This window comes from Luteibacter anthropi (genome assembly GCF_023699965.1).
Lineage (GTDB): Bacteria > Pseudomonadota > Gammaproteobacteria > Xanthomonadales > Rhodanobacteraceae > Luteibacter > Luteibacter anthropi.
The window spans coordinates 4898380-4923619 of record NZ_CP077072.1 but is presented as its reverse complement, the minus strand read 5'-3'; the positions used below and the strand labels follow the sequence as shown (position 1 = coordinate 4923619).

Below are 25240 nucleotides of genomic sequence, written 5' to 3'. Positions count from 1 at the left end.
CGCTTTCATGAAGGCCCTACCGTGACACCTGCTCCTGCCATCGATGCGCGGACCCGCCTGCTGGTGGTTGCGCCCCATCCCGATGACGAAACCCTCGGTGCCGGGGCGCTGATCCGGCATGTACTTATGCAGGGCGGTTCGGCCGATGTGCTGCTGCTTACCGACGGTGACAACAATCCCTGGCCCCAGCGCTGGGAAGAGCGCCGCGTCTTCATCCGGGCGAAGGACAGGGCAAGCTGGGGACGTCGCCGTCGGGGCGAGGTATTGGCCGCCGTGGCCCGACTGGGGCTGGGGGAGTCGCAACTGCATGCCCTTGGCTGGCCCGACATGGGGCTTACCGATGCGCTTCGTTTCCGGCACGGGCCGGCCGTCCATGCCGTCCGCGACGTGATCCTCCGGGTGCGGCCCGACCTGGTGGTCATGCCCGACCTGGCCGACAGCCATCCCGACCATGGCGCAGCCCATGTGCTTGCCCGGCTGGCCCTCTGGGAAGCAGGCAGCCCTGCCCGGGTGCTGACCTACATGGTGCACGGCCGGAGCGATGGGGGGCACCGGATGACGTTCGACGAGCCGGGCGCCAGTGCCGGCAGCCGGGACATCCGCCTTGCGGCCATGCGCGAACACCGCTCCCAGCTCATCCTCAGCGAGCGCCGCATGCTGGCCATGGCCGGACGCCCCGAGTGCTTCGGTCCTGCGAGGCCCGCGACGGGCGGGGCTGCCCTGCGATTGCCGTGGCGCCCCGGCCACCTGGCCCGGATGCGTCTGCGCCTGTTGCTGGCGGACGGGGAGGGTAGCGTGGTCTGGCCCTGGCACAAGGCGCCACTGGCTCATCGGGAGGGCGCCTGGTGGCTGCCGTTGCGTCAGGTGCCCGGCCCGGCCTTCGTCAAGCTGACGGCCGATCTCGCAACTCCATGGATTCACGACCATTATGGCTGGGCGTGTCGCGATGACGCGGCTTCCGGGCTTGTGGCGCGGGAGCCGGCCTAGCTAGGATGCGGGCATTGGAAGGGGACCCCCTGATGAACGCCGCCGCGCCGCGCCAGGGCATCCTGTCGCTCAAGATCAAAGACGTGAACTCGCTGTACATCTCGTACATGCCGTTCCTGAAGAACGGCGGCCTGTTTGCGCCCACCGCCCAGCGTTACAACCTCGGCGACGAGGTGGCCCTGCTGGTCACCCTGATCGACGAGAGCGAGCGCCTGTCGGTCGCTGGCAAGGTGGTCTGGATCACCCCGGTGGGGGCTCAGGGAAATCGCACGGCCGGCGTGGGCATCCAGTTCAACGAGTCGCCCGAGAGCGAGGCGGCCCGGCAGCGGATCGAAGGCCTGCTCGCGGGCTCGCTCAATTCGGAACGCCCGACCCAGACCATGTGAGGCCCGGGCGGCCGGCCTGTCCGGATGTCCGAAGATCGCGATGGGAAGCACTCGCATTTGCACCAATTAGATGCAGGTTTTTCTCCCATTAAGACTTGTCGCCATACCTGCACGCACTGGTACAATAGATCGGTTCCCCAACGTGAGATTGAGGATCTCCGAAGTCGTTGGCGCGCTTGTCGCGTCGGCACGGACCGATCCATTTGGATCGATTCGAAAAAAGCTTCGGCGCCCCTAGCCGGACCGCTCGTCCCCGTCGACGGTCACTGATGCGCCCAGCGAGGCGCGGAGGTACGCAGCATCGTGCTTGCCCAATATTGGCCCGTCCTGTTGTTCATCGCCGTGGCCACCGGTCTCGGTATCGTCCTGATGGTGCTCGGCATGCTCGCCGGCCCCCGTCGTCCGGACGCCGCGAAGCTCTCGCCCTACGAGTGCGGCTTCGAGGCCTTCGAGGACGCGCGCATGAAGTTCGACGTGCGCTACTACCTGATCGCCATCCTCTTCATCATCTTCGACCTCGAAATCGCCTTCCTGTTTCCGTGGGCGGTGGTGTTCGACAAGATCGGCGCCATCGCGCTGATCGAGATGGCGCTGTTCCTCGCGCTGCTCGTGGTCGGTTTCGCTTACGTCTGGAAGAAGGGAGCGCTCGAATGGGAGTGATGACCACCATCGACCGGGTGATGCACAACCCGGCACCGCTCAACCTCGTCGACGACATCATCCGTCCGAATGGCGACGCCCCGCTGCCGCAGCGCGGTTTCGGCGTCACCAGCGTCGATGCGCTGATGAACTGGGCACGCACGGGTTCCATGTGGCCGATGACCTTCGGCCTGGCCTGCTGCGCGGTGGAAATGATGCACGCCGGTGCGGCGCGCCTCGACCTCGACCGCTTCGGCGTCGTGTTCCGTCCCAGCCCCCGCCAGTCCGACGTGATGATCGTGGCCGGCACGCTGGTCAACAAGATGGCCCCCGCGCTGCGCAAGGTCTACGACCAGATGCCCGAGCCGAAGTGGGTCATCTCGATGGGCTCGTGCGCCAACGGCGGCGGCTACTACCACTATTCCTATTCGGTCGTGCGCGGCTGCGACCGCATCGTTCCGGTCGACATCTACGTGCCGGGTTGCCCGCCGACGGCCGAAGCGCTGATCCACGGCATCCTGCAGTTGCAGGCGAAGATCCGTCGCACCCACACGATCGCGCGCTAACAGGGCTGCCTCATGAGCGTTAACAACGAGACCTCGCTGGTCGAACGCCTCGCCGCGCGTTTTGGCGACATGCTTACCGTGAAGGTCGAGCGCAACGAAGTCACCGCCGAGGTCGCCCCGCGCGACCTCGTGTCCGTAGCCACCGCGCTGCGCGACGAGGCCGGCTTCCGTTTCACCGTCTACATCGACACCTGCGGCATCGACTACCTCAGCTACGGCCAGACCGAGTGGGATACCGACACTGCCCACGGCGAGAGCTTCTCGCGTGGCGTCGAAGGTGAGGCCGTGGGCCGCTTTACGTGGGCGGACCGTCCGCGCCACGTCGAGCAGCCGCGTCGCTTCGCCGCCGTGATCCACCTGCTGTCGATCGAGCTGAACCAGCGCATCCGCGTGCGCGTGTTCTGCGAAGACGACGCGTTCCCGGTGGTGCCGTCGGTCACGTCGATCTGGCCGGGCGCCGACTGGTTCGAGCGCGAAGCATTCGACCTGTACGGCATCATCTTCGAAGGCCACCCGGACCTTCGCCGCATCCTTACCGACTACGGTTTCGTCGGCCACCCGTTCCGCAAGGACTTCCCGCTCATCGGCAACGTCGAAGTCCGCTACGACGCCGAGCAGAAGCGTGTGGTCTACGAACCGGTCTCGATCGAGCCGCGCGTGCTTGTGCCGCGCACGATCCGCAACGATGCCGACCTCGATCAGGCCAGGGCGGAAGCCGCCGACCGCTGGCGGGAGAACTAAGCCGTGGAAGAAATCCGCAATTACACGATGAACTTCGGTCCGCAGCATCCTGCTGCGCACGGCGTGCTGCGCCTCGTGCTGGAAATGGACGGCGAGACCATCGTCCGTGCCGATCCGCACGTGGGCCTGCTGCACCGTGGTACCGAAAAGCTCGCCGAGTCCAAGCCGTTCAACCAGTCGATCGGTTACATGGACCGTCTCGACTACGTTTCGATGATGTGCAACGAGCACGCCTACGTGCGCGCCATCGAAAACCTGCTCGGCATCGAGGCCCCCATCCGTGCGCAGTACATCCGCACGATGTTCGACGAGATCACCCGCATCCTGAACCACCTCATGTGGGTGGGCTCCAATGCGCTCGATCTGGGCGCCATGGCGGTGTTCCTGTACGCCTTCCGTGAGCGCGAAGAGCTCATGGACGTCTACGAGGCCGTGTCGGGCGCGCGCATGCACGCCACCTACTACCGTCCGGGCGGCGTGTATCGCGACCTGCCGGAGCAGATGTCGAAGTATCGCGAGTCGCCGTGGCACAAGGGCAGCGACCTCAAGCGCCTGAACGCCTGGCGCGAAGGCTCGATGCTCGACTACCTCACCGAGTTCACGAACGACTTCCCCAAGCGCGTCGACGAATACGAACTGCTGCTCACCAACAACCGTATCTGGAAGCAGCGTACGGTGGGCATTGGCATCGTCGACCCCGAGAAGGCACAGGCCTGGGGCATGACCGGCGCCATGCTGCGCGGTTCGGGCATCGCATGGGATCTTCGCAAGAAGCAGCCCTACGCCGCCTACGACAAGATGGACTTCGACATCCCCGTCGGCGTCAACGGTGACTGCTACGACCGTTACCTGGTCCGCGTCGAAGAGATGCGCCAGGCCAACCGCATTATCCGCCAGTGCGTGGATTGGCTGAAGGCCAACCCGGGCCCGGTGATGGTGCAGAACTACAAGGTCGCCCCGCCCAGCCGTGTCGAGATGAAAAACGACATGGAAGCGCTGATCCACCACTTCAAGCTCTTCACCGAGGGCTATGGCGTTCCCGCCGGCGAAACCTACGCCGCCGTCGAAGCGCCGAAGGGTGAATTCGGCTGCTACCTCGTTTCCGACGGTGCCAACAAGCCGTTCCGCGTGCACCTGCGCGCGCCGGGCTTCGCGCACCTGTCCTCGATGGATGCTTTCGTACGGGGCCACATGCTCGCCGACGTCGTCGCGATGATCGGCACCTACGATCTCGTCTTCGGCGAAGTCGACCGCTAAGTCGACGGAGTAAAAGAATCATGAAAGCCACCGGTCATTTCGAGCAGGTGAAGGACGTCGATCCTCTCGTCGTGCTCAACGATCACACGCGCGCCCACGTCGATCACTGGGTGTCCAAGTTCCCGCCGGACCGCAAGCGTTCGGCACTGATCCAGTCGCTCATGGCGGCGCAGGAACAGAACCAGGGTTACCTCACGGACGAACTGATCACGGCGGTCGCGAAGTACCTCGACCTGCCGCCGATCTGGGCCTACGAAGTCGCGAGCTTCTACTCGATGTTCGAGACCTCGCCCGTCGGCCGCAACAACGTCGCCATCTGCACCAACATCTCGTGCTGGCTCAACGGTGCCGAAGGCCTCGTTCGCCACTGCGAGAAGAAGCTGGGCATCAAGACCGGCGAAAGCACCGCCGACGGCCGCATCTACCTCAAGCAGGAAGAGGAATGCCTGGCCGCGTGTGCGGGCGGTCCGATGATGGTCGTCAACGGTCATTACCACGAGAAGCTGACGGCCGAAAAGCTCGACGCGATCCTCGACGGTCTGAAGTGAGGTAAGGGCAATGGCTAGCACCACCGGTCCGGTCGGACCCGCTCCCAAGGAACACCAGGTCGTCTATACGACCCTGCATTTCGAGAAGCCCTGGTCGCTCGAAAGCTACGAAAAGGTCGACGGCTGGAAGGCGTGGAAGAAAATCCTCGCAGAGAAGCCCGATCCGGCCGACATCATCGAAGAAATCAAGAAGAGCTCGCTGCGTGGCCGCGGCGGCGCCGGCTTCCCGACCGGCCTGAAGTGGTCGTTCATGCCGCGCAACGCGCCGGGCCAGAAGTACATCCTCTGCAACTCGGACGAATCCGAGCCGGGCACCTGCAAGGACCGCGACATCCTGCGCTTCAACCCGCACTCCGTGCTGGAAGGCCTGGCGATCGCGTGCTACTGCACGGGCTCTACGGTTGCCTACAACTACATGCGTGGCGAGTTCCACCACGAGCCGTTCGAGCACATCGAGGAAGCCCTGAAGGAAGCCTACGCGGCCGGCCTGCTGGGCAAGAACGTCCTCGGCTCCGGCGTGGACGTGGACATCTACAACGCCCTCGGCGCCGGCGCCTACATCTGCGGCGAAGAAACCGCTCTGATGGAATCGCTCGAAGGCAAGAAGGGCCAGCCGCGCTTCAAGCCGCCGTTCCCGGCCGGTTTCGGCCTGTACGGCCGCCCGACCACGATCAACAACACCGAAACCTACGCGTCGGTGCCGGCGATCCTGCGTAACGGCGCGGAGTGGTTCCTCAACATCGGCAAGCCCAACAACGGCGGCCCGAAGATCTTCTCGGTCTCCGGCCACGTGAACAACCCGGGCAACTTCGAGATCAAGCTCGGCACCTCGTTCGCCGACCTGCTGGAAATGGCGGGTGGCGTTCGCAACGGCCACACGCTGAAGGCGGTCATCCCGGGCGGCTCCTCGATGAAGGTGTTGCCGGCCGAGAAGATCATGGAATGCACCATGGACTACGATTCGCTGCAGAAGGCGGGTTCGGGTCTGGGTTCGGGTGCCGTGATCGTGATGGACGAGAAGACCTGCATGGTCCGCGCCTGCCATCGCATCTCGCGTTTCTACAAGGCCGAATCGTGCGGCCAGTGCACCCCGTGCCGCGAAGGCACCGGCTGGATGTACCGCGTGCTGTCGCGCATCGTGGAAGGCAAGGGCACGCAGGATGACCTGCACCGCCTGAAGGCCGTGGCCGGTCAGATCGAAGGCCACACCATCTGTGCCTTCGGCGAAGCGGCCGCCTGGCCGGTGCAGGGCTTCCTGCACCACTTCTGGCACGAATTCGAATACTACGTGGAGCATGGCCGTTCGATCGTCGACGGTCCGGCTGACACGGTCACCACTGGAGTCGCTGCATGAGTGCGCAGCCCGTAGCCAATGCCGCGCCGGATCTCGTCAATGTCGAGATCGATGGCGTTCCGGTGCAGGTAGCCAAGGGGTCGATGATCATCCAGGCGGCCGACGCCGTCGGCATTGCCATCCCGCGCTTCTGCTACCACCGCAAGCTTCCGATCGCCGCCAACTGCCGCATGTGCCTGGTGGAAATCGAGAAGATGCCCAAGCCGGCGCCGGCCTGCGCCACGCCGGTGGGCGAGGGCATGAAGGTCTTCACGCGTTCGGACAAGGCGCTCAAGTCGCAGCGCAACGTGATGGAGTTCCTGCTCATCAACCACCCGCTCGACTGCCCCATCTGCGACCAGGGCGGCGAGTGCGAACTGCAGGACATCTCGCTCGGCTACGGTCGTTCGGTGTCCCGCTACGTCGAGCGCAAGCGCACGGTGGCCGACGAGAACCTCGGCCCCCTGATCGCCACCGAGATGACCCGCTGCATCCAGTGCACGCGCTGCGTCCGCTTCACCAGCGAGATCGCCGGCACGTACGAACTGGGTGGCATGAGCCGCGGTGAAAACCTCGAGATCGGCACCTACATCGGCAAGACGATCGAGAGCGAACTGTCGGGGAACATCATCGACGTCTGCCCGGTCGGCGCGCTCACCAACAAGCCGTTCCAGTTCCAGGCCCGCGCCTGGGAACTGATCGCGCGCCCGTCCGTCGCCTACCACGACGCGCTGGGCTCGAACCTGTGGATGCACACCCGCCGTGGCGAAGTGCTCCGCAACGTGCCGCGCGACAACGAAACCATCAACGAGTGCTGGCTGTCCGACCGTGACCGCTACAGCCACCAGGGCCTCTACGCGGCAGATCGCGTCAAGGCACCGATGGTCAAGCGCAACGGCCAGTGGGCCACCACGACCTGGGACGACGCCCTATCCGTCGCGAAGGAAGCGCTCAAGAGCGTGTCCGGCAGCGACCTCGGCGTGCTGGTCCACGGCGCCACGTCGAACGAGGAGGGCGAACTGCTCGTCCGTCTCGCCCGTGGCCTGGGCAGCGCCCACGTCGATCACCGCCTGCGTCAGCTCGACTTCGCGGACAACGCCTTCGCCAAGCCCTTTGCCTCGACGATCGCCTCGTTCGACAAGGTGAAGTCGGCGCTGCTGGTCGGTTCCGACCTGCGCCACGAAGTGCCGCTGCTCAACCACCGCATCCGTCAGGCGGTGAAGAAGGGCGCCAAGGTGTATGCCGTGAACCCGGCGCACTTCCGCTTCAACTATCCGTTGGCCGGTGAAGCCGTGGCCGCGCCGCATGCACTGGTCGACGAACTGCTGAAGCTGGCCAAGGCTGCCGCCGAGAACGGTGCGACACTGCCGGAATCGATCGCTGCTGCCGTCAACGGCGCCGAAACGAACGATGCTTACCGCGACGCCTTCAAGGGCATCGCGGGCGACGGCTCGGTGGTGATCCTCGGCCACGCCGCGGTCACCCATCCGGAAGCCTCCTGGCTGCGTGCCATTGCCCGCTTCATCGCGCAGGCGGCCGGTGCTGCCTTCAACGAGCTGCCGGTCGGTGCCAACGCCATCGGCCTGTCGTCGGTGGGCGTGCTGCCCTCCGCCGGTGGTCTCGATGCCCGCGCCATGCTGGCCCAGCCGCGCAAGGGTTACATCCTCTACAACGTGGAGCCGCCGCACGACTTCGCCGATGGCGCACTCGCGCAGCAGGCGATGCACTCGGCGCAGACCGTGGTGGCGTTCGCCGCCTACGCCAGCGACGCCCTCAAGGATTCGGCGGATGTCATCCTGCCGATCGCCCTGACGCCGGAACTGGACGGCACGCTGGTCAACGTCGAAGGCACCGCCCAGGTGGTGGGTGCCGGCGCGAAGGCTCCGGGCGATGCGCGCCAGGGCTGGAAGGTCCTGCGTGCACTGGGCGGCCTGCTCGGCGTCTCCGGTTTCGAGTTCGACGACCTTGCCGGCCTGCGTGATGGCCTGACCGAACGCGCTACGGAATCCCGTACGCAGGTCGCGTCGCGCGCTTCCGGTGTGTCGTTCTCGCGCCTGGCCACCACGCCGATCTACCGCGGCGACGCGGTGCTGCGTCGCGCCGGTGCACTGAACTCGCATCCGCTCAACCGCGCCGCCGCTGTCCGCATCAATGCGGAAGAGGCCGGCAAGCTCGGTCTGGCGGAGGGCGGCAACGCCCGCGTCGGCGACACGATCCTGCCGGTGGCCATCGATGCCTCGGTGCCTGCGGGCGCCGCGTGGATCGAAGCCGCGCATTCCGAAACCGCGATGCTGCCCCCGTACGGCGCGGCCATCACCCTGAGCAAGGCGTAAACCATGGCCGATCAACTCTTCGACCACATCTTGCTGCCGGTGCTCTTCATCCTGGCGATCGTGCTGCCGCTCGTTATCGGCGTGGCACTGTACGTCTGGTGGGAGCGCAAGGTGCTGGGCTGGATGCACGTCCGCATGGGACCCAACAAGGTCGGTCCCGCGGGTCTGCTCCAGGCCTTCGCCGACGTCGTGAAGCTGCTTCTGAAGGAAGTGGTGCTCCCGACCAACGCGAACAAGGCGCTCTACTACCTGGCTCCGCTGCTGGCCCTCGTGCCCGCGCTGGCGGCCTGGGCAGTGGTGCCCTTCAGCCCGGGCGTGGTGCTCGCCAACCTCAATGCGGGCGTGCTCTACCTGCTGGCCATGACCTCGATGGGCGTGTACGGCATCATCCTCGCCGGCTGGTCGTCCAACTCGCGCTACGCCATGCTCGGTGCGATGCGTGCGGCAGCGCAGGTGATCTCGTACGAACTGTCGATGGGCATGTCCATCGTCTGCGTGCTGGTGCTCACGGGTAGCCTCAATCTCTCGGCGATCGTCGAAGCACAGGCCGGCAGTGCCCTCAGCTGGTACTGGATTCCGCTGCTGCCGGTGTTCGTCATCTACTTCGTGTCGGGCGTGGCGGAAACCAACCGCGCTCCGTTCGACGTGGCGGAAGGCGAATCCGAAATCGTTGCCGGTTTCCACGTGGAATACTCCGGCTCGCCGTTCGCGCTGTTCTTCCTGGCCGAGTACGCCAACATGATCCTGGTCAGCTTCCTGACCTCGATCCTGTTCATGGGCGGCTGGCTGTCGCCGTTCCCGGAAAGCTGGGGCCTCATCGGCCACGGTGGCTTCCACTGGCTGTTCGCCAAGGTCTTCCTCTTCGCCTTCCTGTTCCTGTGGTTCCGCGCCAGCTTCCCGCGCTACCGCTACGACCAGATCATGCGCCTCGGCTGGAAGGTCTTCATTCCCATCACCATCGTCTGGGTCCTCGTTGCCGGCTGCATGAAGTATTTCGGCTGGGTCCACATCGGAACGGGAGCCTAAAGAGCCATGTCCCGCGTCATTCATTATTTCAAGAGCCTCCTGCTCCTTGAGCTGTTCAAGGGCATGGGCCTGACCATGCGTTACATGGTCAGCCCCAAGTACACGATGCGCTACCCGATGGAGCACATCCCCAAGTCGAACCGCTTCCGTGGTCTGCACGCCCTGCGCCGCTACGCCAACGGCGAAGAGCGCTGCATTGCCTGCAAGCTGTGCGAAGCGGTGTGCCCGGCACTGGCCATCACCATCGACTCGGCCCCGCGCCCGGAAGACGGCCAGCGTCGCACCACGCGCTACGACATCGACCTGTTCAAGTGCATCTTCTGCGGTTTCTGCGAAGAGAGCTGCCCGGTCGACTCCATCGTCGAGACGCACGTGCACGAGTACCACTTCGAACATCGTGGCGAGAACGTGGTGACCAAGGGCCAGCTGCTGGCCATCGGTGACCGCTTCGAGCAGGACATCGCTGCCGCCCGCGCGCAGGACGCGGCTTACCGCTGAGCGCCCGGAGACCTATGCGATGAATACCGATCTGCTCCAACTCATCTGTTTCTACCTCTTCGGCGGCGTGGCGGTCATCGCCAGCCTGATGGTCATCTCGGTGCGCAACACGGTCCATGCCGTGCTGTCCCTGGTGCTGACCTTCTTCAGCATGGCCTGCGTCTGGCTGCTGGCGGAAGCGGAGTTCCTTGCCATCGCCCTCGTCGTCGTCTACGTCGGCGCGGTGATGGTGCTGTTCCTGTTCGTGGTCATGATGCTCGACATCAAGCAGGAGAACGTGCGCGAAGGCTTCATCCGGTACCTGCCGGTGGGCATCATCGTGGCGGGCGTCATGCTGGTGGAAATGCTGGCGATGATCGGCGTGAAGGCGATGCATGCCCACACGCTCGGTCCGAACCCGGCCGGTGACTCGAACGTGGCGTGGCTGGGCCGTGCCCTCTACACCGAGTTCCTGCTGCCGTTCGAAATCGCCGCGCTGATCCTCACCGTGGGTATCGTCGCCGCCGTGGCCCTGACCCTGCGTCAGCGCGTGGGCGTGCGTCACCAGTCCGCTTCGCAGCAGGTCATCGTCAAGGCCACCGACCGCGTCCGCGTGGTGAAGGTCGCCTCGACCCAGATGGCCTCGGTCGTACCGGCCCCGGCACCCGCCGAACCGACGCAGGAGAACGCCAAGTGATCACGCTTTCCCATTACATCGTGCTCGGCGCGGTCCTGTTTTGCATTGCCGTCGCCGGCCTGTTCATCAACCGCAAGAACGTGATCGTGCTGCTCATGGCGATCGAGCTGATGCTCCTCGCGGTGAACACCAACTTCGTGGCCTTCTCGCGCTTCTTCGGCGACGTGTCGGGCCAGGTGTTCGTGTTCTTCATCCTCACCGTGGCCGCGGCGGAATCCGCCATCGGCCTGGCGATCCTGGTCCTGCTGTTCCGTAACCGCAGCACGATCAACGTCGCCGAAATCGACAGCATGAAGGGTTGATCCGATGAGTCTCTCGCTTTCAATCCTCCTGACGATCGCACTCGCGCCCCTCGCGGGTTCGATCCTTGCCGGCCTTTTCGGCAAGGTGATCGGCCGGGCAGGGGCGCATACCGCCACCATCCTCGGTGTCGCGATCGCCTGCGGCCTGTCCTTCTACGTGCTCTACCAGCTGGTCTTCGCCGGGGCGCAGAACTTCAACCAGGACATCTACACCTGGTTCGAGATCGGCCGCTTCCATGCGTCGGTCGGCTTCATGATCGACCGCCTCACCGCCATGATGATGGTGGTGGTCACCTTCGTGTCGTTGCTGGTGCATCTGTACACCATCGGCTACATGGCGGAAGACCCGGGCTACCAGCGTTTCTTCAGCTACATCTCGCTCTTCACCTTCTCGATGCTGATGCTCGTCATGAGCAACAACTTCATGCAGCTGTTCTTCGGCTGGGAAGCGGTGGGCCTGGTGTCGTACCTGCTGATCGGCTTCTGGTACAAGCGCCCGACGGCGATCTTCGCCAACCTCAAGGCCTTCCTGGTCAACCGCGTGGGTGACTTCGGTTTCCTGCTGGGTATCTCGGCGATCCTGTTCTTCCTGGGCACGCTCGATTACCAGACCGCCTTCGACCATGCGCCGGAGCTGGTGGGCAAGACCCTGCAGATCACCCAGAACCACGCCTGGGACGCTGCCACCGTGATCGGCATCCTGCTGTTCATCGGTGCCATGGGCAAGTCGGCCCAGGTGCCGCTGCACGTGTGGCTGCCTGATTCGATGGAAGGCCCCACGCCGATCTCGGCGCTGATCCACGCGGCCACCATGGTGACCGCGGGTATCTTCATGGTCGCCCGCATGTCGCCGATCTTCGAGCTGAGCGACACCGCGCTGTCGTTCATCCTGGTCATCGGTTCCACCACGGCACTGTTCACCGGCCTCATCGGTATCGTGCAGAACGACATCAAGCGCGTCATCGCGTACTCCACGCTCTCGCAGCTGGGCTACATGACCGTCGCGCTCGGCGTGTCCGCCTATAGCGGCGCCGTGTTCCACCTGATGACCCACGCCTTCTTCAAGGCCCTGCTGTTCCTCGGCGCCGGCTCGGTCATCATGGGCATGCACCACGAGCAGGACATGCGCTACATGGGCGGCCTGCGCAAGTACATGCCGATCACCTGGATCACGATGTGGATCGGTTCGCTGGCCCTGGCCGGCACCCCGTTCTTCTCGGGCTTCTACTCGAAGGACGCCATCATCGAGGCGGTGGGTGAGTCCCATCGCTGGGGCGCCAGCTACGCTTACTTCTGCGTGCTGGCCGGCGTGTTCGTCACCTCGTTCTACAGCTTCCGCCTGCTCTACATGACCTTCCATGGCAAGGAGCGCTTCACGGTAGAGCACAAGAAGCATGGCCACGGCCATGACGATCACCACGACGACGACCATGGTCACCACACCCCGGGTGTGCTGGAACATGCGCCGCATGAATCGCCGTGGGTCGTCACCGTTCCGCTACTGCTGCTGTCGATCCCCTCCATCGTGATCGGCTGGTTCACCGTCAAGCCGATGCTGTACGACCACTGGTTCGGCAAGGCCATCCACGTCGACGAGAAGAATGACGTGCTGGGCGAACTGGCGCACGAGTTCCACGGCGCGCTGGAAGCCGGTATCCACGGCTTCACCGCGGCTCCGTTCTGGATCGCCTTCGCCGGCTTCGCCGTCGCCACGTACATCTACCTGTTCAACCCGAAGGTTGCGGACAAGGCGAAGACGGCCCTCAAGCCGATCTACGAACTGCTCAACCACAAGTACTGGATCGATGAACTCTACTTCGCGGTGTTCGCGAAGGGCGGCGTCAAGCTGGGCCAGGGCCTGTCGAAGGTGGGCGATACCGCCATCATCGACGGCGCCATGGTCAACGGCTCGGCGGGTCTGGTCCGCCGCATCGCCGGTGGCGTGCGCCACCTGCAGTCCGGATTCCTCTTCCATTACGCGTTCGCCATGATCCTCGGCCTCATCCTGCTCCTGGGCGGGTACTGGCTGATCGGGCAATAAGGGAAACGAGCTATATGTCGAATCACTTGCTCAGCCTGTTGATCTGGCTCCCGGTCGTCGGTGCCATCCCGGTGCTGCTGGCCGGCTCCGGTCGCCCAGGCCTCGCCCGCTGGATCTCGCTGCTGGTGGCGGTCGCCACGTTCGCCGCCAGTCTGGCCCTCCTGCCTGCCTACGATGCCACCACCGGCACGCTTCAGCTCAGCGAATCGCTGAGCTGGATCCCGTCGCTGGGCATCAACTACTCGCTGGCCGTCGATGGCATCTCCGTCGCACTGATCATCCTGACCACCTTCACCCAGATCCTCGTGATCGTGGGTGCCTGGGAGGTCATCCAGAACAAGCCGCACCAGTACATGGCCGCGATGCTGATCCTGGAAGGCCTGATGATCGGCGTGTTCTGCGCGACGGACGCACTGCTGTTCTACGTGTTCTTCGAAGCCATGCTGATCCCGATGTTCATCATCATCGGTATCTGGGGTGGTCCGCGCCGCGTGTACGCGACGCTGAAGTTCTTCATCTACACGTTCTTCGGCTCGATCTTCATGCTGGTCGGCCTGCTGTACCTGTACCACAAGACCGGCGGCAGCTTCGCCCTGGCCGACATGGCCAACGTGCACCTGACGCTCACCGAGCAGAGCTGGCTGTTCTTCGCCTTCCTGATCGCCTTCGCGGTGAAGGTGCCGATGGTGCCGGTGCACACCTGGCTGCCGGACGCCCACGTGGAAGCGCCCACCGGTGGTTCGGTGGTGCTGGCGGCGGTGATGCTGAAGATCGGTGGCTACGGCTTCCTGCGCTTCAGCCTGCCGATCACGCCGGACGCCTCGCACCAGTTCGCCTGGCTGATCATCGCCCTCTCGCTCATCGCGGTCTGCTACATCGGCTACATCGCGCTGGTCCAGCAGGACATGAAGAAGCTGGTGGCCTATTCGTCGATTGCCCACATGGGTTTCGTCACGCTGGGTATCTTCATCGCCTTCATGCTGGTGCGTGAATCGAACAACCCGGATGCGGCCCGCCTGGGCATGCAGGGTGCAATGGTCCAGATGATCTCGCACGGCTTCATTTCCGGCGCGATGTTCAGCTGCATCGGCGTGCTCTACGACCGCCTGCACTCCCGCCAGATCAAGGACTACGGCGGCGTCATCAACGTGATGCCGATCTTCGCCCCGTTCTACGTGCTGTTCGCCATGGCCAACAGCGGCCTGCCGGGCACCAGCGGTTTCGTGGGCGAGTTCATGGTGATCCTGGCCGCGTTCTCGGCCAATCCGTGGATCGCACTGTTCGCTGCCTTCACCCTCATCATCGGCGCCGCCTACACCTTGTGGATGGTCAAGCGCGTGCTGTGGGGCGACATCACCAACCCGCACGTGAAGGAACTCACCGACGTCAACGGTCGTGAAATCTTCATGCTCTCCGCGTTCGCTGCCGGTGTGCTGCTGTTCGGCATCTGGCCGGAGCCGCTGGTCCATCTGATGGATGCGTCGGTCTCTCGCATTGTCGAGCAGCTGGCCATTTCGAAAGTCTGAGCGGGAATTACTCCATGCCTGGTATCAATGACATCGTAACCCTGCTCCCCGAGGTGTACCTCGTGGTCGCAGCCTGCGTACTGCTCCTGCTCGACGCCTTCCTGAAGCCGTCGCAGAAGGATGCCGTGCACTGGCTGTCGGTCCTCGTGCTCCTCGTTGGCGCCTATCTCGTGGTGAGCGGCCAGCCGGCCGGCGGCGCCACCGCCTTCAACGGCATGTTCATCCGTGATGGCGTGTCCGAGGTGCTGAAGCTGTTCTCGCTGCTGGTCACCGCGGTGATCTTCATCTACGCACGCCCCTACCTGAAGGACAGGGCGATTCCGTTCGGTGAGTTCTACACGCTCACGATCTTCGCTTCCGTCGGCATCATGTTCCTGGTGTCGGCCGGCAGCCTGGTCACCGTGTACCTGGGCCTCGAACTGCTGACCCTCTCGTCGTACGCCCTGGTCGCGCTGAATCGCGATTCGAGCCTGTCGTCGGAAGCGGCCATCAAGTACTTCGTGCTGGGTGCACTGGCCTCGGGCATGCTGCTGTACGGCATGTCGATGGTCTACGGCGCTACCCACAGCCTCGACCTGCACACCATCCACGCCGCCATCGTCGGCACGGAGTGGAAGACCCTGCTGCTGTTCGGCCTGGTCTTCATGATCGTCGGCATCGGCTTCAAGCTGGGTGCCGCTCCGTTCCACATGTGGATTCCGGACGTCTACCAGGGCTCGCCGACCGCCGTCACCGTGTTCATCGGTTCGGCGCAGAAGCTGGCTGCGTTCGGCATGGCCTACCGCCTGCTGTCTACCGGCATGGGCGACATCGCCGGCGGCACCACGGGTCTCGCTCCGCAGTGGCAGCTGATGCTGGCCGTGCTGGCCGTGATCTCGCTGGCCATCGGTAACCTCGTCGCCCTGGTGCAGACTAACCTCAAGCGCGTGCTGGCTTATTCCACCATCTCGCACATGGGTTACCTGATGCTGGGCCTGGTCAACGCCGGTCCGGAAGGCTACTCGGCCTCGATGTTCTATGCCGTCAGCTACGCGCTCACCAGCGCCGCCGCGTTCGGCATGCTCATCATCCTGTCGCGCGCCGGTTTCGAGTGCGAAGAAGTCGACGACCTCAAGGGCCTGAACCAGCGTTCGCCGTGGTTCGCCTTCATGATGCTGCTGGTGATGTTCTCGCTGGCCGGCGTGCCGCCGCTGTTCGGGTTCTACGGCAAGCTGCTGGTACTGAAGGCCGCCGTGGACGCCGGCATGCTCTGGCTCGCCATCGTCGGTGCCGTGTTCGCGATCATCGGCCTCTACTACTACCTGCGCGTCGTAAAGGTGATGTACTTCGATGCACCGAACGAGGCCGTCGAAGTGCGCGCCACGCCGGACGTTGCATCGCGCTGGGTACTGTCGATCAATGCACTCGCGCTTCTGGTGCTCGGCTTCACCTGGGCACCGCTGTTCGCGTGGTGCCAGAGGGCGTTCGCGGGCTGAGCCCGCGCATGTCCGAAGGGATATCGGTACTTTTTTTCACAAAGGTGTAAGAAAGTACTTGCAAGAAATCGGCCACATGGCTATACTTTTTGAATCTGATGCGGGGTGGAGCAGTCTGGCAGCTCGTCGGGCTCATAACCCGAAGGTCGTAGGTTCGAATCCTACCCCCGCTACCATTTTTGAACGGCGTGATCTACGGATCGCGCCGTTTTTTTATGTCTGCAATCAGCGGGGGCTTGTAGGGCATCACCTACAGACACGGGGCTTTCGGCGAGCTACGTTCGATAGGCCAGCGGGTCAGCTCCAGGGTGACATCACAATCCTTACTACGGGGCGTACAGCGGGGCCGACACGTACGGCAAGTAATGTCATTTCATTCACAGAAGGAATTGCACATGAAGTACGTCACAAGCGCTTTCGCATTCGCACTCATGGTTGCTGGTATCGCAACCTCCACCCCGGCATCGGCGATGCAACTCTGCTCAGGCTGCGTCGCTGCCTACGAAAAGTGTGTCGCGGCGGGTGGCTCCACTGCTAGTTGCTGGAAGTGTAATAACCCGACGTGTACGCCGTTCGGCGTGAAGGATTCCCTGGGCAGTGCCATCGACAAGCTCTCGTCGAAGAAGTCCAGGCAGATGAATCCGATGGACAAGCGTACGGCCCCGACGCTGCTGGATAGCTGAGTCCCGGGCGCTGGACGGGCGGTAACGGGAATAGGTTCGAATCCCGTTGCCGCCACCGGTTTTGCCGGGTCGCCCCGGGGCCAACCATTGGCACTTTGTCGCGTATCTTCGTCGGTCTAATGTATGGGCTGGTTCACAGGGAGCGGCTCATGAAAACGATCGGAAACCTCATCTGGTTCATCTTTGGCGGTTTGATCATGGGCCTGGGCTGGTGGCTGGCCGGCCTGGTGGCCCTCGTCACCATCGTGGGCATCCCCTGGGCGCGCTCCTGCTTCGTCATCGGGTCGTTCGCCTTCTTCCCGTTCGGCAAGGAGGCCATCGACCGGCGGGAACTCTCGGGGCAGGGCGACATCGGTACGAGTCCGCTCGGCACCCTCGGCAACATTATCTGGTTCGTGTTCGCCGGAATCTGGCTCGCGATTGGGCACGTCTGTTCGGCCGTGGCCTGCTGCGTGACGATCATCGGCATCCCGTTCGGCTGGCAGCATCTGAAACTCGCCGGCATCGCCCTGGCACCCATCGGCAAGACGGTGGTCAGCGTAGACGTGGCAGCGGCGTCGCGGCGGATGAATGCCGAGGCCACCGTGACGAGAATGCGAGGCGCCTGACGTTTTCCCGGTAGGCGATTCATCCTTGGCCCATGGCCGGAAGGCAGGATCGATCCTTCCGTAGCAGGTCGCCTCTGGCAGCGGACACGCCAGATTGCTATACTCGTCGACCGGGCAAGAAGAGAGCGCACTCTTTGACCCCGGCTGGATGCGGGTAAACCCGCTGGCGATGGGGCAGGTAAAGGCCGAACTGTGTTCTCCGCCACCAGTACTAATCAGAAGCGCTGACCACGGTCAGCGCTTTTTTCTTGCCTGTGTTTTCTGAAGAGATGAATCCGCCAGCGCTTCAGGTCATTCTGGGGCCGCCCAGGCGTGGACCATCTGCCATGTCAGCCTCCCATATCCCTGGGCGTGCGGCCAACGAGAATGCCGCTTACCGTGGCGCCATCGGCTGAGTTCAGGGTGACGAACCAGTGGACGGGGGTCGGTGGGGTGGTTTCGCGTTGTGCAGGCTCTGGGGTAGGTGACGGGGCCAGGGTGCAGAGCATGGCGGAATGGATGTCGGCCGTCGCGGGGCGTGCGTCCTGGCAGGTGAATCCACGGGCCTGGAGCGTCTTCACGGCGTCGGCAAGCGGCGTGGAGGCAGGAACCCAGCCGTCGAGCTGTTGCCTCGCGTCTTTTGCTGATTGCTGTGGCCTGAAGGCGTCGGCAGCAGGGGCTCCGGTCATGGCGTGACATCCTTGCGCTAAAAAGAAAGGAATGAGGGCGAGCAACGAGGGTCGAATGGTCCTTGGCACAGGCAAAACTCCTGGCGGGGCGTCCTGGTCAGATACACCATGATTTCCTGCGAGTGCAACCGGGCGGTGGCGAAGGGCCAGTGCTCATTCAGGCTCGTGGGGGGCGGCCAGGTACTGGCCGGGCGGCACGCCATGGGCTTGGCGGAAGGCCGCGGTGAAAGCGCTGGCACTGCTGTAGCCCAGGTCAAATGCGATGCGGGTGACCGACTGACCTTCGGCCAGCCGGGCAATGGCCGCCAGCAGGCAGGCCTGTTGGCGCCATGCCGCGAAACTCAGGCCGGTGTCTTCACGGAACCTGCGGGTGAACGCGCGACGACTCATGCCGATTTCCCCGGCGACCTGGTCGATGATCATGGCGATGGATGGTTCAGCGAAGAGACGATGGCAGATTTGCGCAAGTCGCGCGTCCATGGGAAGCAGCAGGCGCAGGGGCAAGGTAGGCATGGAAGCCATTTCTGCGATCAGCAAGGACATGATCTTGCCGGCGCGGCTATCCGCCTCGTACAGCGCAGGCAAATCGATCGCCGCTTCGATCAGTTGCCTGAGCAGCATCGAGACTTCATAGATCTCGCAATGCCCTGGCATGCCGGCGGCATCCGCGTCGTCTTGCGCAACGAAGATATTGAGCATGGTCACGACGCCCGCCATGGTCATTTCATGCGCTACGCCCGACGGTATCCAGCATGCGCGCCCGGGCGGCACCAGCCATCGCTCGTGGGAGGTCGTCACGCTGATGCTGCCACGGGACGCATAGGCGAACTGGCCGCGTCGATGGGTGTGCATCGTGAAGGTGCTATTGGAAGCATGGTCGTTGGCGGTAGCTACGATGCTTCGCGGAATATCTTCGTAGGGATCGAGCAGGGTGTTACGCATGGCCCGGATTCTATAGTGAAAGGCCTGTTGTCGATGGCAGGCATGGGAGGCTTCGGCCACCATGAGCCACACCTTTCGCATCGGATCGATCATGGCTCCTGCTTTTCATCGTGTCGGCCACGGACCGCACCCCGTGCTCGCATTGAATGGCTGGTTCGGGGATGCCCGTTCCTTTGACGCCATGGAGCCATGGCTGGCAACGGATGAATTCAGCTACGTGTTCATGGACTATCGAGGGTATGGCAAGCGCAAGGACGAGGCCGGGCAATACACCATCGACGAAATCGCCGGTGATGCTGTTGCACTTGCCGACGCGCTTTCACTGGCCCGCTTCAGCCTGATCGGGCACTCGATGGGAGGCATGGTGATCGAGAAGATCGCGATACGCGCGCCCGGTCGTGTCCGGTCATTGCTACCCATTGCTCCCGTGCCCTGTGGCGGGGTGCGCTATGACGTCGCCACACGGACGTACCTTGAGGCCGCCGCCCACAGTGCAGCTCACCGGCGCAGCATCATTGACCGTAGTACAGGAGGATGTCTACCGGCGACATGGCTGGACTGGAAGACGGAATACTCGCTGGCTACGTCATCACCAGCGGCTTTTTCAGGCTACTTCAACGCATGGGCCGATACGGATTTTTCCAGCCAGATCGAAGGCGTGCATCCCTTGAACGTGATCATTGGAGCGCGCGATCCCGTCTTCAACGCGGATCTCATGGCGAAAACCTATCTCAAGCGCTACCCGGGCAGTTCGCTGTCGTCCATGCCGGACGTGGGGCATTACCCCATGAATGAAGCGCCCCTTGTACTGGTGTCGCTGATCGAGTCGTTCCTGCGAACGGTATAGGTCGCCCAATAGCCTGACTTCATCGGTGACGATGGCACCATCGTATGACCACAAGTGATGACGCTTCGCTATGCGCCGAACGTCGTCACCACGAAATCGATGAAGCTCCGCAGTTTCGGGGATCGGTGGTTCGGAAGATGTACGACATGCATCGGGCGGCTGGGCAACGTGTCATCGGCGAATAGCTGTACCAGGCGACCGGCCCGCACATCATGCTGAAGCAGCACGGCGGGCTGCATCACGATGCCAAGGCCATGCAGGGCCGCCTGACGCAAGGCCCCGCCGTGATTGATGCGCAGGCGGCCATCGATGGCGACGCGGTGTTCTCCTTCGTCGTCGGTGATGCGCCATGGCGAAGCGGCCGACCAGCTGAAGGACAGGCACTCGTGGTGGCTCAGGTCTTCGGGCTTTGCAGGCATGCCGTGCCGCGAGAGGTAATCAGGCGATGCGCAGATCATCATCCGGTAGGGAGCCAGGGCGCGCGCGACCAGTCCGGAGTCGGGCAGGGCGCCGATGCGTAACGCGGCATCGAAGCCTTCGTCCACGAGGTCGGCCGTGCGGTCGGACAGCGAGAGATCGATGCGCACCAGTGGATAGGCGGAAAGATAGGTGGCAAGCGCAGGCACCAGCGCCTCGCTGCCGAACGATACGGGCGCCGTCACCCGCAACGTACCGGTAGGTGCCGCTTGCTGGTTCTGCGCCTGCATATCCGACTCGCCGACCATGCGCAGGATCTCCTGGCAGCGCAGGTAGTAGTCGTGTCCGAAGCCGGTAAGGCTCTGCCGGCGTGTGGTGCGGTTGAGCAGCCGGGTGCCGGCACGCGCTTCGAGGGAGCGCAGGTGTTTGCCGGCCATGGTGGGCGAGATGCCGCTCGCCTCAGCGGCCGCCTGGAGACTGCCCTTGTCGACGGTATGGACGAAGACCTGCATGGCGGTCAGGAGATCCATTGCGCACCTTTGGTTTGTTATGAATGAAATGATTGGCTGATTATTGCCTCAGGGCGTTTAATCAAACTAGGCCATCTTTTCAATGAAGGCCTGTCCCATGTCCACCACGCATTTCCCCGCCCGCTTTGCCGGCCGCACCGTTCTCATTACCGGCGGCGGTACCGGCATGGGCCGGGCTGCCGCACTTCGCCTCGGCCTGGAAGGTGCCAACGTCGTCGTCGCCGGGCGTCGTCCGGCCGAACTGGATGCGGTTGTCCAGGAGATACAGTTGGCGGGCGGTACGGCGCTGGCGATCCGTGCGGACGTCACGGATGCCGAGCAGGTCGAAGCCATGGTGGCTCGCACCGTCGAAGCGTTTGGTGCACTGCACATGGCGTGGAACAACGCAGGCATGCTGGGAGCCTTCGCACCGGTGCACGCGTCAGAGCTGGCCGATGTCGATGCGATCCTCGCCACCAACCTGCGCGGTGTCTACGCCTGCCTTAAACACGAGATCGCCGCGATGCTGTCCGCTGGAACGACGGGTGCCATTGTCAATACATCGTCTTGGACAGCCCATGGCGCCATGCCCGGTGTCGCCGCCTATGCAGCCAGCAAGGCAGGGATCGATGCCATCGCGCGCAGCGTGGCATTGGAGGTGGGCGAGCACGGTATCCGTATCAACAACGTCAGCCCCGGCGTCATCGTCACGCCGATGTCGCGCGATGCGCTGGGGAATGCCGCTGCAATGAAGCCATTCGTCCAGCACGCAGCTTTGCGCCGGGTGGGACAGCCGGAAGACGTAGCCGACGCCGTGCTGTGGTTGCTCTCGGACGAGGTTCGTTTCGTCACCGGCCAGAGCCTGCTCGTGGATGGCGGTTTTACTGTTGGAGGCCTTCGTCCGTGGTTGAACGAAGCCGTATCGGCAGCGATTTGATATGCCCTGGCGGGATATCGAAACAACTCACGGCAAGAGCGTATTTACATGCGAACGTGTCAGCGCCGACGGATGGTCCGAAACATTCCTATAGACGTCCAGACGCGATAATCCGGATGCCTTCGTTTTGCGGGTTTCATCACGTTCGCATGGCATCCATATGAAGGTCGTCATTTGCCGAAAGATTCATGAAAGATTCGGCGCTCTTTGCTCGTCCGGGCACTGGGGAGGGAAGACGTAGAGGCAGGTGTGTCGCGATTTCCTGCGAGGGGACGCAGGGTCGCTTATCACCAGCGGGGCCAGGGAGGATTCCGCACAGCCTGAGCGTCATCGGTGCCAGCGCTTCCGTCATGCGGAAGCAACCACGGGCTAACGAAGGACCACACATGAAGATCGATGCTTTCGCTTTGGGGGTTACCCGCAAGACAGCACTGACGCTTGCCGTCGCGCTGGCGATGTCTTCACTTTCAGCACATGCCGATGACGCGTGGGTCTCCACGAACACGCACGCAGCCATTTCGCCGACGGTGAGCACGCAGGTGCAGGCCGCCAGCACTGCCGCCACGCCGGTGGCATCGGGTTACACGCTCAACGTGACGGGTGCGCCGCATATCGACGGCGCGGCTGTGACGGCGCTGGAGGCGGATCATCCGTTGCACGTCGTGGTGAACCTGAAGCTGCGCAACCAGGATGCCCTTCAGGCTTTCCTCTCTGCCGTGAACACCCCGGGCAATGCGCTGTTCGGGAAGTTCCTGACGCCGGATCAGTTCAAGGCACAGTTCGGTCCGACGCAGGCCCAGGTCGACGCCGTGGTGGCTCACCTGCAGCAGGCAGGCTTCACCAACATCCAGGTTACCCCCAACAACCTGCTCGTTTCCGCCGACGGTAACCCCGGTGCTGCGGCCAACGGCTTCCATACCTCGCTGAAGCGTTTCAGCGCCAACGGCCGCGAGTTCTTCGCCAACGATACGCCGGCCCTCGTGCCGGCCTCGCTGGGTGACTCGGTCAACGCCGTGCTCGGCCTGCAGAACGTGTCGGTGAAACACACGCTGCATCATGTCTACAAGCCCGAGAACGTGACGGTGCCCGGACCGGCATCGAGCACGCGCGCTGCTGCGGCCGTTGCTGCCCATCATCCCCAGGATTTCGCCACGATCTACGGTGGTTCCAGCCTTCCGGCCGCGACCAATACGGCCGTGGGCATCATTACCTGGGGCTCGATCACGCAGACCGTCACCGACCTCAACAGCTTCACGTCGAGCGCAGGCCTTGCAACCGTCAATTCGACGATCAAGAAGGTCGGCAGCGGCACCTTCGCCAACGATACGGATTCCAACGGCGAGTGGTCGCTGGACAGCCAGGACATCATCGGTATTTCCGGTGGCGTGAAGCAGCTGATTTTCTACACCTCGCCCAACGGCGATTCGAACTCGTCGGGCATTACCGATGCCGGTATTACCGCGACCTACAACCAGGCGGTGACCGACAACATCGCGAAGCTCATCAACGTGTCGCTCGGCGAAGATGAAACCGCCGCGCAGCAGAGCGGTACGCAGTCCGCCGATGACGCGATCTTCCAGCAGGCCGTGGCCCAGGGCCAGACCTTCTCGATCGCTGCCGGCGATGCGGGTGTCTACCAGTGGTCGCAGGATCCGCTGTCCGGTGCGCCGGGCTACGTCGCCAACTCGGCTGGCACGGTGAAGATCGACCTCACCCACTACTCGGTCAGCGAGCCGGCCAGTTCGCCTTACGTGATCCAGGTCGGTGGTACGCAGCTGTCCACCAGTGGCACCACGTGGTCGGGCGAAACGGTGTGGAACGAAGGCCTGTCGGCCGTGGCGCCCAGCCAGGGTGACAACAACCAGCGCCTCTGGGCGACCGGTGGCGGCACCAGCCTGTACGAGACCGCGCCGTCGTGGCAGTCGTCGGTATCCAGCTCCACCAAGCGCGTGGGTCCGGATATCTCCTTCGACGCGGCCTCGTCGTCCGGTGCGCTGATCATCGTCAACGGCCAGACCGAGCAGGTCGGTGGTACCTCGCTGGCGTCGCCGCTGTTCGTCGGTGCCTTCGCTCGTATCGAATCGGCGGCGAACAACGGCATTGGCTTCCCGGCCTCGAAGTTCTACCAGGCCTTCCCGACGCAGACCTCGCTGCTGCATGACGTGACCTCGGGCAACAACGGCTACCAGGGCCACGGCTACAACGCGACCACGGGCTTCGACGAAGCCACCGGCTTCGGCAGCTTCGACATCGGCAAGCTCAACACCTACGCCCAGGCCAACTGGGTGACCGGCGGCAACACCGGTGGCGGTGGCGGCACCACCGGCAACGTGCTGCAGAATGGCGTAGCAGCCACTGGCCTCGCTGCGGCGAAGAACGGCCAGGTTGCCTACACCGTTGCGGTGCCGGCAGGCGCCACCAACCTGAAGATCGCCATCTCTGGCGGTACCGGCGATGCCGACCTGTACGTGAAGTTCGGTGCGACCCCGACGCTGTCCAGCTATGACTGCCGTCCGTACCTGACCGGCAACGCGGAATCGTGCAGCTTCTCCACCGCGCAGGGCGGCACTTACTACATCCTTCTCAACGGCTACGCCGCTTTCTCGGGTGTATCGCTGAAGGCGACCTGGAACTAAGATCAGCTGTGCTGAAAGGGCATCCGGCCTTCGGGTCGGGTGCCCTTTCTTTTTTGGCACCGGTTAATCGCTGCGCGATTCGTGTTTTGACGGCTTACGCCGTACCGCTGCTTCGTAGGTATGACTCGCCTGCGGCCTCGCATCGGCGCTCGGGCGTGGCGGTGTGGAGCCGTCGGGCTGGGGCCGTGGCGCTCCGGCTTCACCGTCCCTCGGGAAAGGAGGGACGCTACGCGGCCCGTATCTTATGGCTTCGCCCCTTCAGGCCCGGGCGGGGGGCGAGGTTCCTCGACTCGGCCTCCGTGCCTCGGCGAGGAATGGCGGTCATCCTGACCGCCACCGCAGCGCGGCCTTCTTCGCCCACCCACCCTTGGTTACGCAAGTCGCGCCACGGCCACCAACGCGGCCACGCCGCCTGGCGTCAGGGATGGCTCTCGCCGATCCATCTCATCCTCACGTACGCACTCGGCCAACAAACTCGCCGTCCCCTGCGCATACGCCAACCATTCACTCGCTTCATGCAACAACGCATCGGTCGAGGCATCGGCATCCTCCACCATCCACCGTTCCTATGTGTCCTTCATAGATGACTCCTGATGTAGGCACTGCTCCCCACCCGGTACGGCGCACCCTGCGAACAAGGCACGCCCCCCAAAAAATGG

The 25240-nt window shown here is 63.7% G+C and carries 24 protein-coding genes and 1 tRNA gene; 22 read left to right on the top strand and 3 right to left on the bottom strand.

What is annotated here, in order from left to right; genetic code table 11:
* Nucleotides 1–21: 21 nt before the first annotated feature.
* The 19 genes from KR767_RS21095 to KR767_RS21005 all read left to right on the top strand — a co-directional run bounded on the left by KR767_RS21095 (nt 22) and on the right by KR767_RS21005 (nt 17625).
* Nucleotides 22–987, top strand: a complete 966-nt coding sequence (locus KR767_RS21095; RefSeq protein ID WP_250877678.1) for a PIG-L deacetylase family protein — start codon at nt 22–24, stop codon at nt 985–987.
* A 32-nt stretch (nt 988–1019) separates the two neighbouring features.
* Nucleotides 1020–1373, top strand: coding sequence for a PilZ domain-containing protein (locus KR767_RS21090; protein WP_166947081.1), 354 nt, complete (start codon nt 1020–1022; stop codon nt 1371–1373).
* 303 nt (nt 1374–1676) lie between these two features.
* Complete coding sequence (locus tag KR767_RS21085; RefSeq protein WP_166947080.1) at nt 1677–2033, top strand: NADH-quinone oxidoreductase subunit A; 357 nt, start codon at nt 1677–1679, stop codon at nt 2031–2033.
* Nucleotides 2024–2578 (top strand): NuoB/complex I 20 kDa subunit family protein, encoded by a 555-nt coding sequence (locus KR767_RS21080; RefSeq protein WP_166947079.1) that lies wholly within the window; start codon nt 2024–2026, stop codon nt 2576–2578. Before KR767_RS21085 ends, KR767_RS21080 begins: the two co-directional genes overlap by 10 nt.
* A 12-nt stretch (nt 2579–2590) precedes the next feature.
* A complete protein-coding gene (locus KR767_RS21075) occupies nt 2591–3319 on the top strand; it encodes an NADH-quinone oxidoreductase subunit C (RefSeq protein ID WP_166947078.1) in 729 nt (242 codons plus the stop codon).
* Between the two features lie 27 nt (nt 3320–3346).
* Nucleotides 3347–4576 carry an NADH-quinone oxidoreductase subunit D gene (locus KR767_RS21070; protein ID WP_208392470.1) on the top strand — a complete coding sequence of 410 codons (1230 nt, stop codon included), beginning with the start codon at nt 3347–3349 and terminating at the stop codon, nt 4574–4576.
* 20 nt (nt 4577–4596) lie between these two features.
* On the top strand, nt 4597–5124 hold the full coding sequence (gene nuoE, locus KR767_RS21065; RefSeq protein WP_166947076.1) for an NADH-quinone oxidoreductase subunit NuoE: 528 nt from the start codon (nt 4597–4599) through the stop codon (nt 5122–5124).
* 10 nt (nt 5125–5134) lie between these two features.
* Nucleotides 5135–6478, top strand: a complete 1344-nt coding sequence (gene nuoF, locus KR767_RS21060) for an NADH-quinone oxidoreductase subunit NuoF (protein ID WP_166947075.1) — start codon at nt 5135–5137, stop codon at nt 6476–6478.
* Nucleotides 6475–8790 carry an NADH-quinone oxidoreductase subunit NuoG gene (gene nuoG, locus KR767_RS21055; protein WP_250877677.1) on the top strand — a complete coding sequence of 772 codons (2316 nt, stop codon included), beginning with the start codon at nt 6475–6477 and terminating at the stop codon, nt 8788–8790. Before nuoF ends, nuoG begins: the two co-directional genes overlap by 4 nt.
* 3 nt (nt 8791–8793) lie before the next feature.
* Nucleotides 8794–9816, top strand: coding sequence for an NADH-quinone oxidoreductase subunit NuoH (gene nuoH / locus KR767_RS21050; protein ID WP_166947073.1), 1023 nt, complete (start codon nt 8794–8796; stop codon nt 9814–9816).
* A 6-nt stretch (nt 9817–9822) separates the two neighbouring features.
* The gene (gene nuoI / locus KR767_RS21045) at nt 9823–10314 is read left to right on the top strand and encodes an NADH-quinone oxidoreductase subunit NuoI (RefSeq protein ID WP_166947072.1); all 492 of its coding nucleotides are present in this window, start codon (nt 9823–9825) and stop codon (nt 10312–10314) included.
* A 19-nt stretch (nt 10315–10333) separates the two neighbouring features.
* Nucleotides 10334–10990 carry an NADH-quinone oxidoreductase subunit J gene (locus KR767_RS21040; protein WP_166947071.1) on the top strand — a complete coding sequence of 219 codons (657 nt, stop codon included), beginning with the start codon at nt 10334–10336 and terminating at the stop codon, nt 10988–10990.
* Nucleotides 10987–11292: an NADH-quinone oxidoreductase subunit NuoK gene (gene nuoK, locus KR767_RS21035; RefSeq protein ID WP_166947070.1), complete on the top strand. Its 306-nt coding sequence runs from the start codon at nt 10987–10989 to the stop codon at nt 11290–11292. The genes KR767_RS21040 and nuoK overlap by 4 nt, the downstream gene beginning before the upstream one ends.
* 4 nt (nt 11293–11296) lie before the next feature.
* Entirely contained in the window at nt 11297–13333 is a 2037-nt protein-coding gene (gene nuoL / locus KR767_RS21030) for an NADH-quinone oxidoreductase subunit L (protein ID WP_250877676.1), read from the top strand.
* A 14-nt stretch (nt 13334–13347) separates the two neighbouring features.
* On the top strand, nt 13348–14859 hold the full coding sequence (locus KR767_RS21025; RefSeq protein WP_250877675.1) for an NADH-quinone oxidoreductase subunit M: 1512 nt from the start codon (nt 13348–13350) through the stop codon (nt 14857–14859).
* 14 nt (nt 14860–14873) lie between these two features.
* On the top strand, nt 14874–16334 hold the full coding sequence (gene nuoN / locus KR767_RS21020; RefSeq protein WP_166947067.1) for an NADH-quinone oxidoreductase subunit NuoN: 1461 nt from the start codon (nt 14874–14876) through the stop codon (nt 16332–16334).
* Nucleotides 16335–16433: 99 nt separating this feature from the next.
* Nucleotides 16434–16510 (top strand) — tRNA-Met (locus KR767_RS21015).
* Between the two features lie 219 nt (nt 16511–16729).
* On the top strand, nt 16730–17017 hold the full coding sequence (locus KR767_RS21010) for a hypothetical protein (protein WP_166947066.1): 288 nt from the start codon (nt 16730–16732) through the stop codon (nt 17015–17017).
* Between the two features lie 149 nt (nt 17018–17166).
* Complete coding sequence (locus tag KR767_RS21005; RefSeq protein WP_250877674.1) at nt 17167–17625, top strand: YccF domain-containing protein; 459 nt, start codon at nt 17167–17169, stop codon at nt 17623–17625.
* A 329-nt stretch (nt 17626–17954) separates the two neighbouring features.
* On the opposite strand, the gene KR767_RS21000 is transcribed toward KR767_RS21005, so the two are convergent.
* Complete coding sequence (locus KR767_RS21000) at nt 17955–18293, bottom strand: hypothetical protein (protein WP_250877673.1); 339 nt, start codon at nt 18291–18293, stop codon at nt 17955–17957.
* Nucleotides 18294–18446: 153 nt separating this feature from the next.
* Nucleotides 18447–19235 (bottom strand): AraC family transcriptional regulator, encoded by a 789-nt coding sequence (locus KR767_RS20995; RefSeq protein ID WP_250877672.1) that lies wholly within the window; start codon nt 19233–19235, stop codon nt 18447–18449.
* Between the two features lie 61 nt (nt 19236–19296).
* Between KR767_RS20995 and KR767_RS20990 the strand changes: the two genes are divergently transcribed.
* Nucleotides 19297–20082: an alpha/beta fold hydrolase gene (locus KR767_RS20990; RefSeq protein ID WP_250877671.1), complete on the top strand. Its 786-nt coding sequence runs from the start codon at nt 19297–19299 to the stop codon at nt 20080–20082.
* Nucleotides 20083–20150: 68 nt separating this feature from the next.
* On the opposite strand, the gene KR767_RS20985 is transcribed toward KR767_RS20990, so the two are convergent.
* The gene (locus KR767_RS20985) at nt 20151–21029 is read right to left on the bottom strand and encodes a LysR family transcriptional regulator (protein WP_250877670.1); all 879 of its coding nucleotides are present in this window, start codon (nt 21027–21029) and stop codon (nt 20151–20153) included.
* 97 nt (nt 21030–21126) lie between these two features.
* Between KR767_RS20985 and KR767_RS20980 the strand changes: the two genes are divergently transcribed.
* Nucleotides 21127–21945: an SDR family NAD(P)-dependent oxidoreductase gene (locus tag KR767_RS20980; protein WP_250877669.1), complete on the top strand. Its 819-nt coding sequence runs from the start codon at nt 21127–21129 to the stop codon at nt 21943–21945.
* Nucleotides 21946–22331: 386 nt separating this feature from the next.
* A complete protein-coding gene (locus KR767_RS20975) occupies nt 22332–24581 on the top strand; it encodes a protease pro-enzyme activation domain-containing protein (RefSeq protein ID WP_250877668.1) in 2250 nt (749 codons plus the stop codon).
* Nucleotides 24582–25240 lie beyond the last annotated feature (659 nt).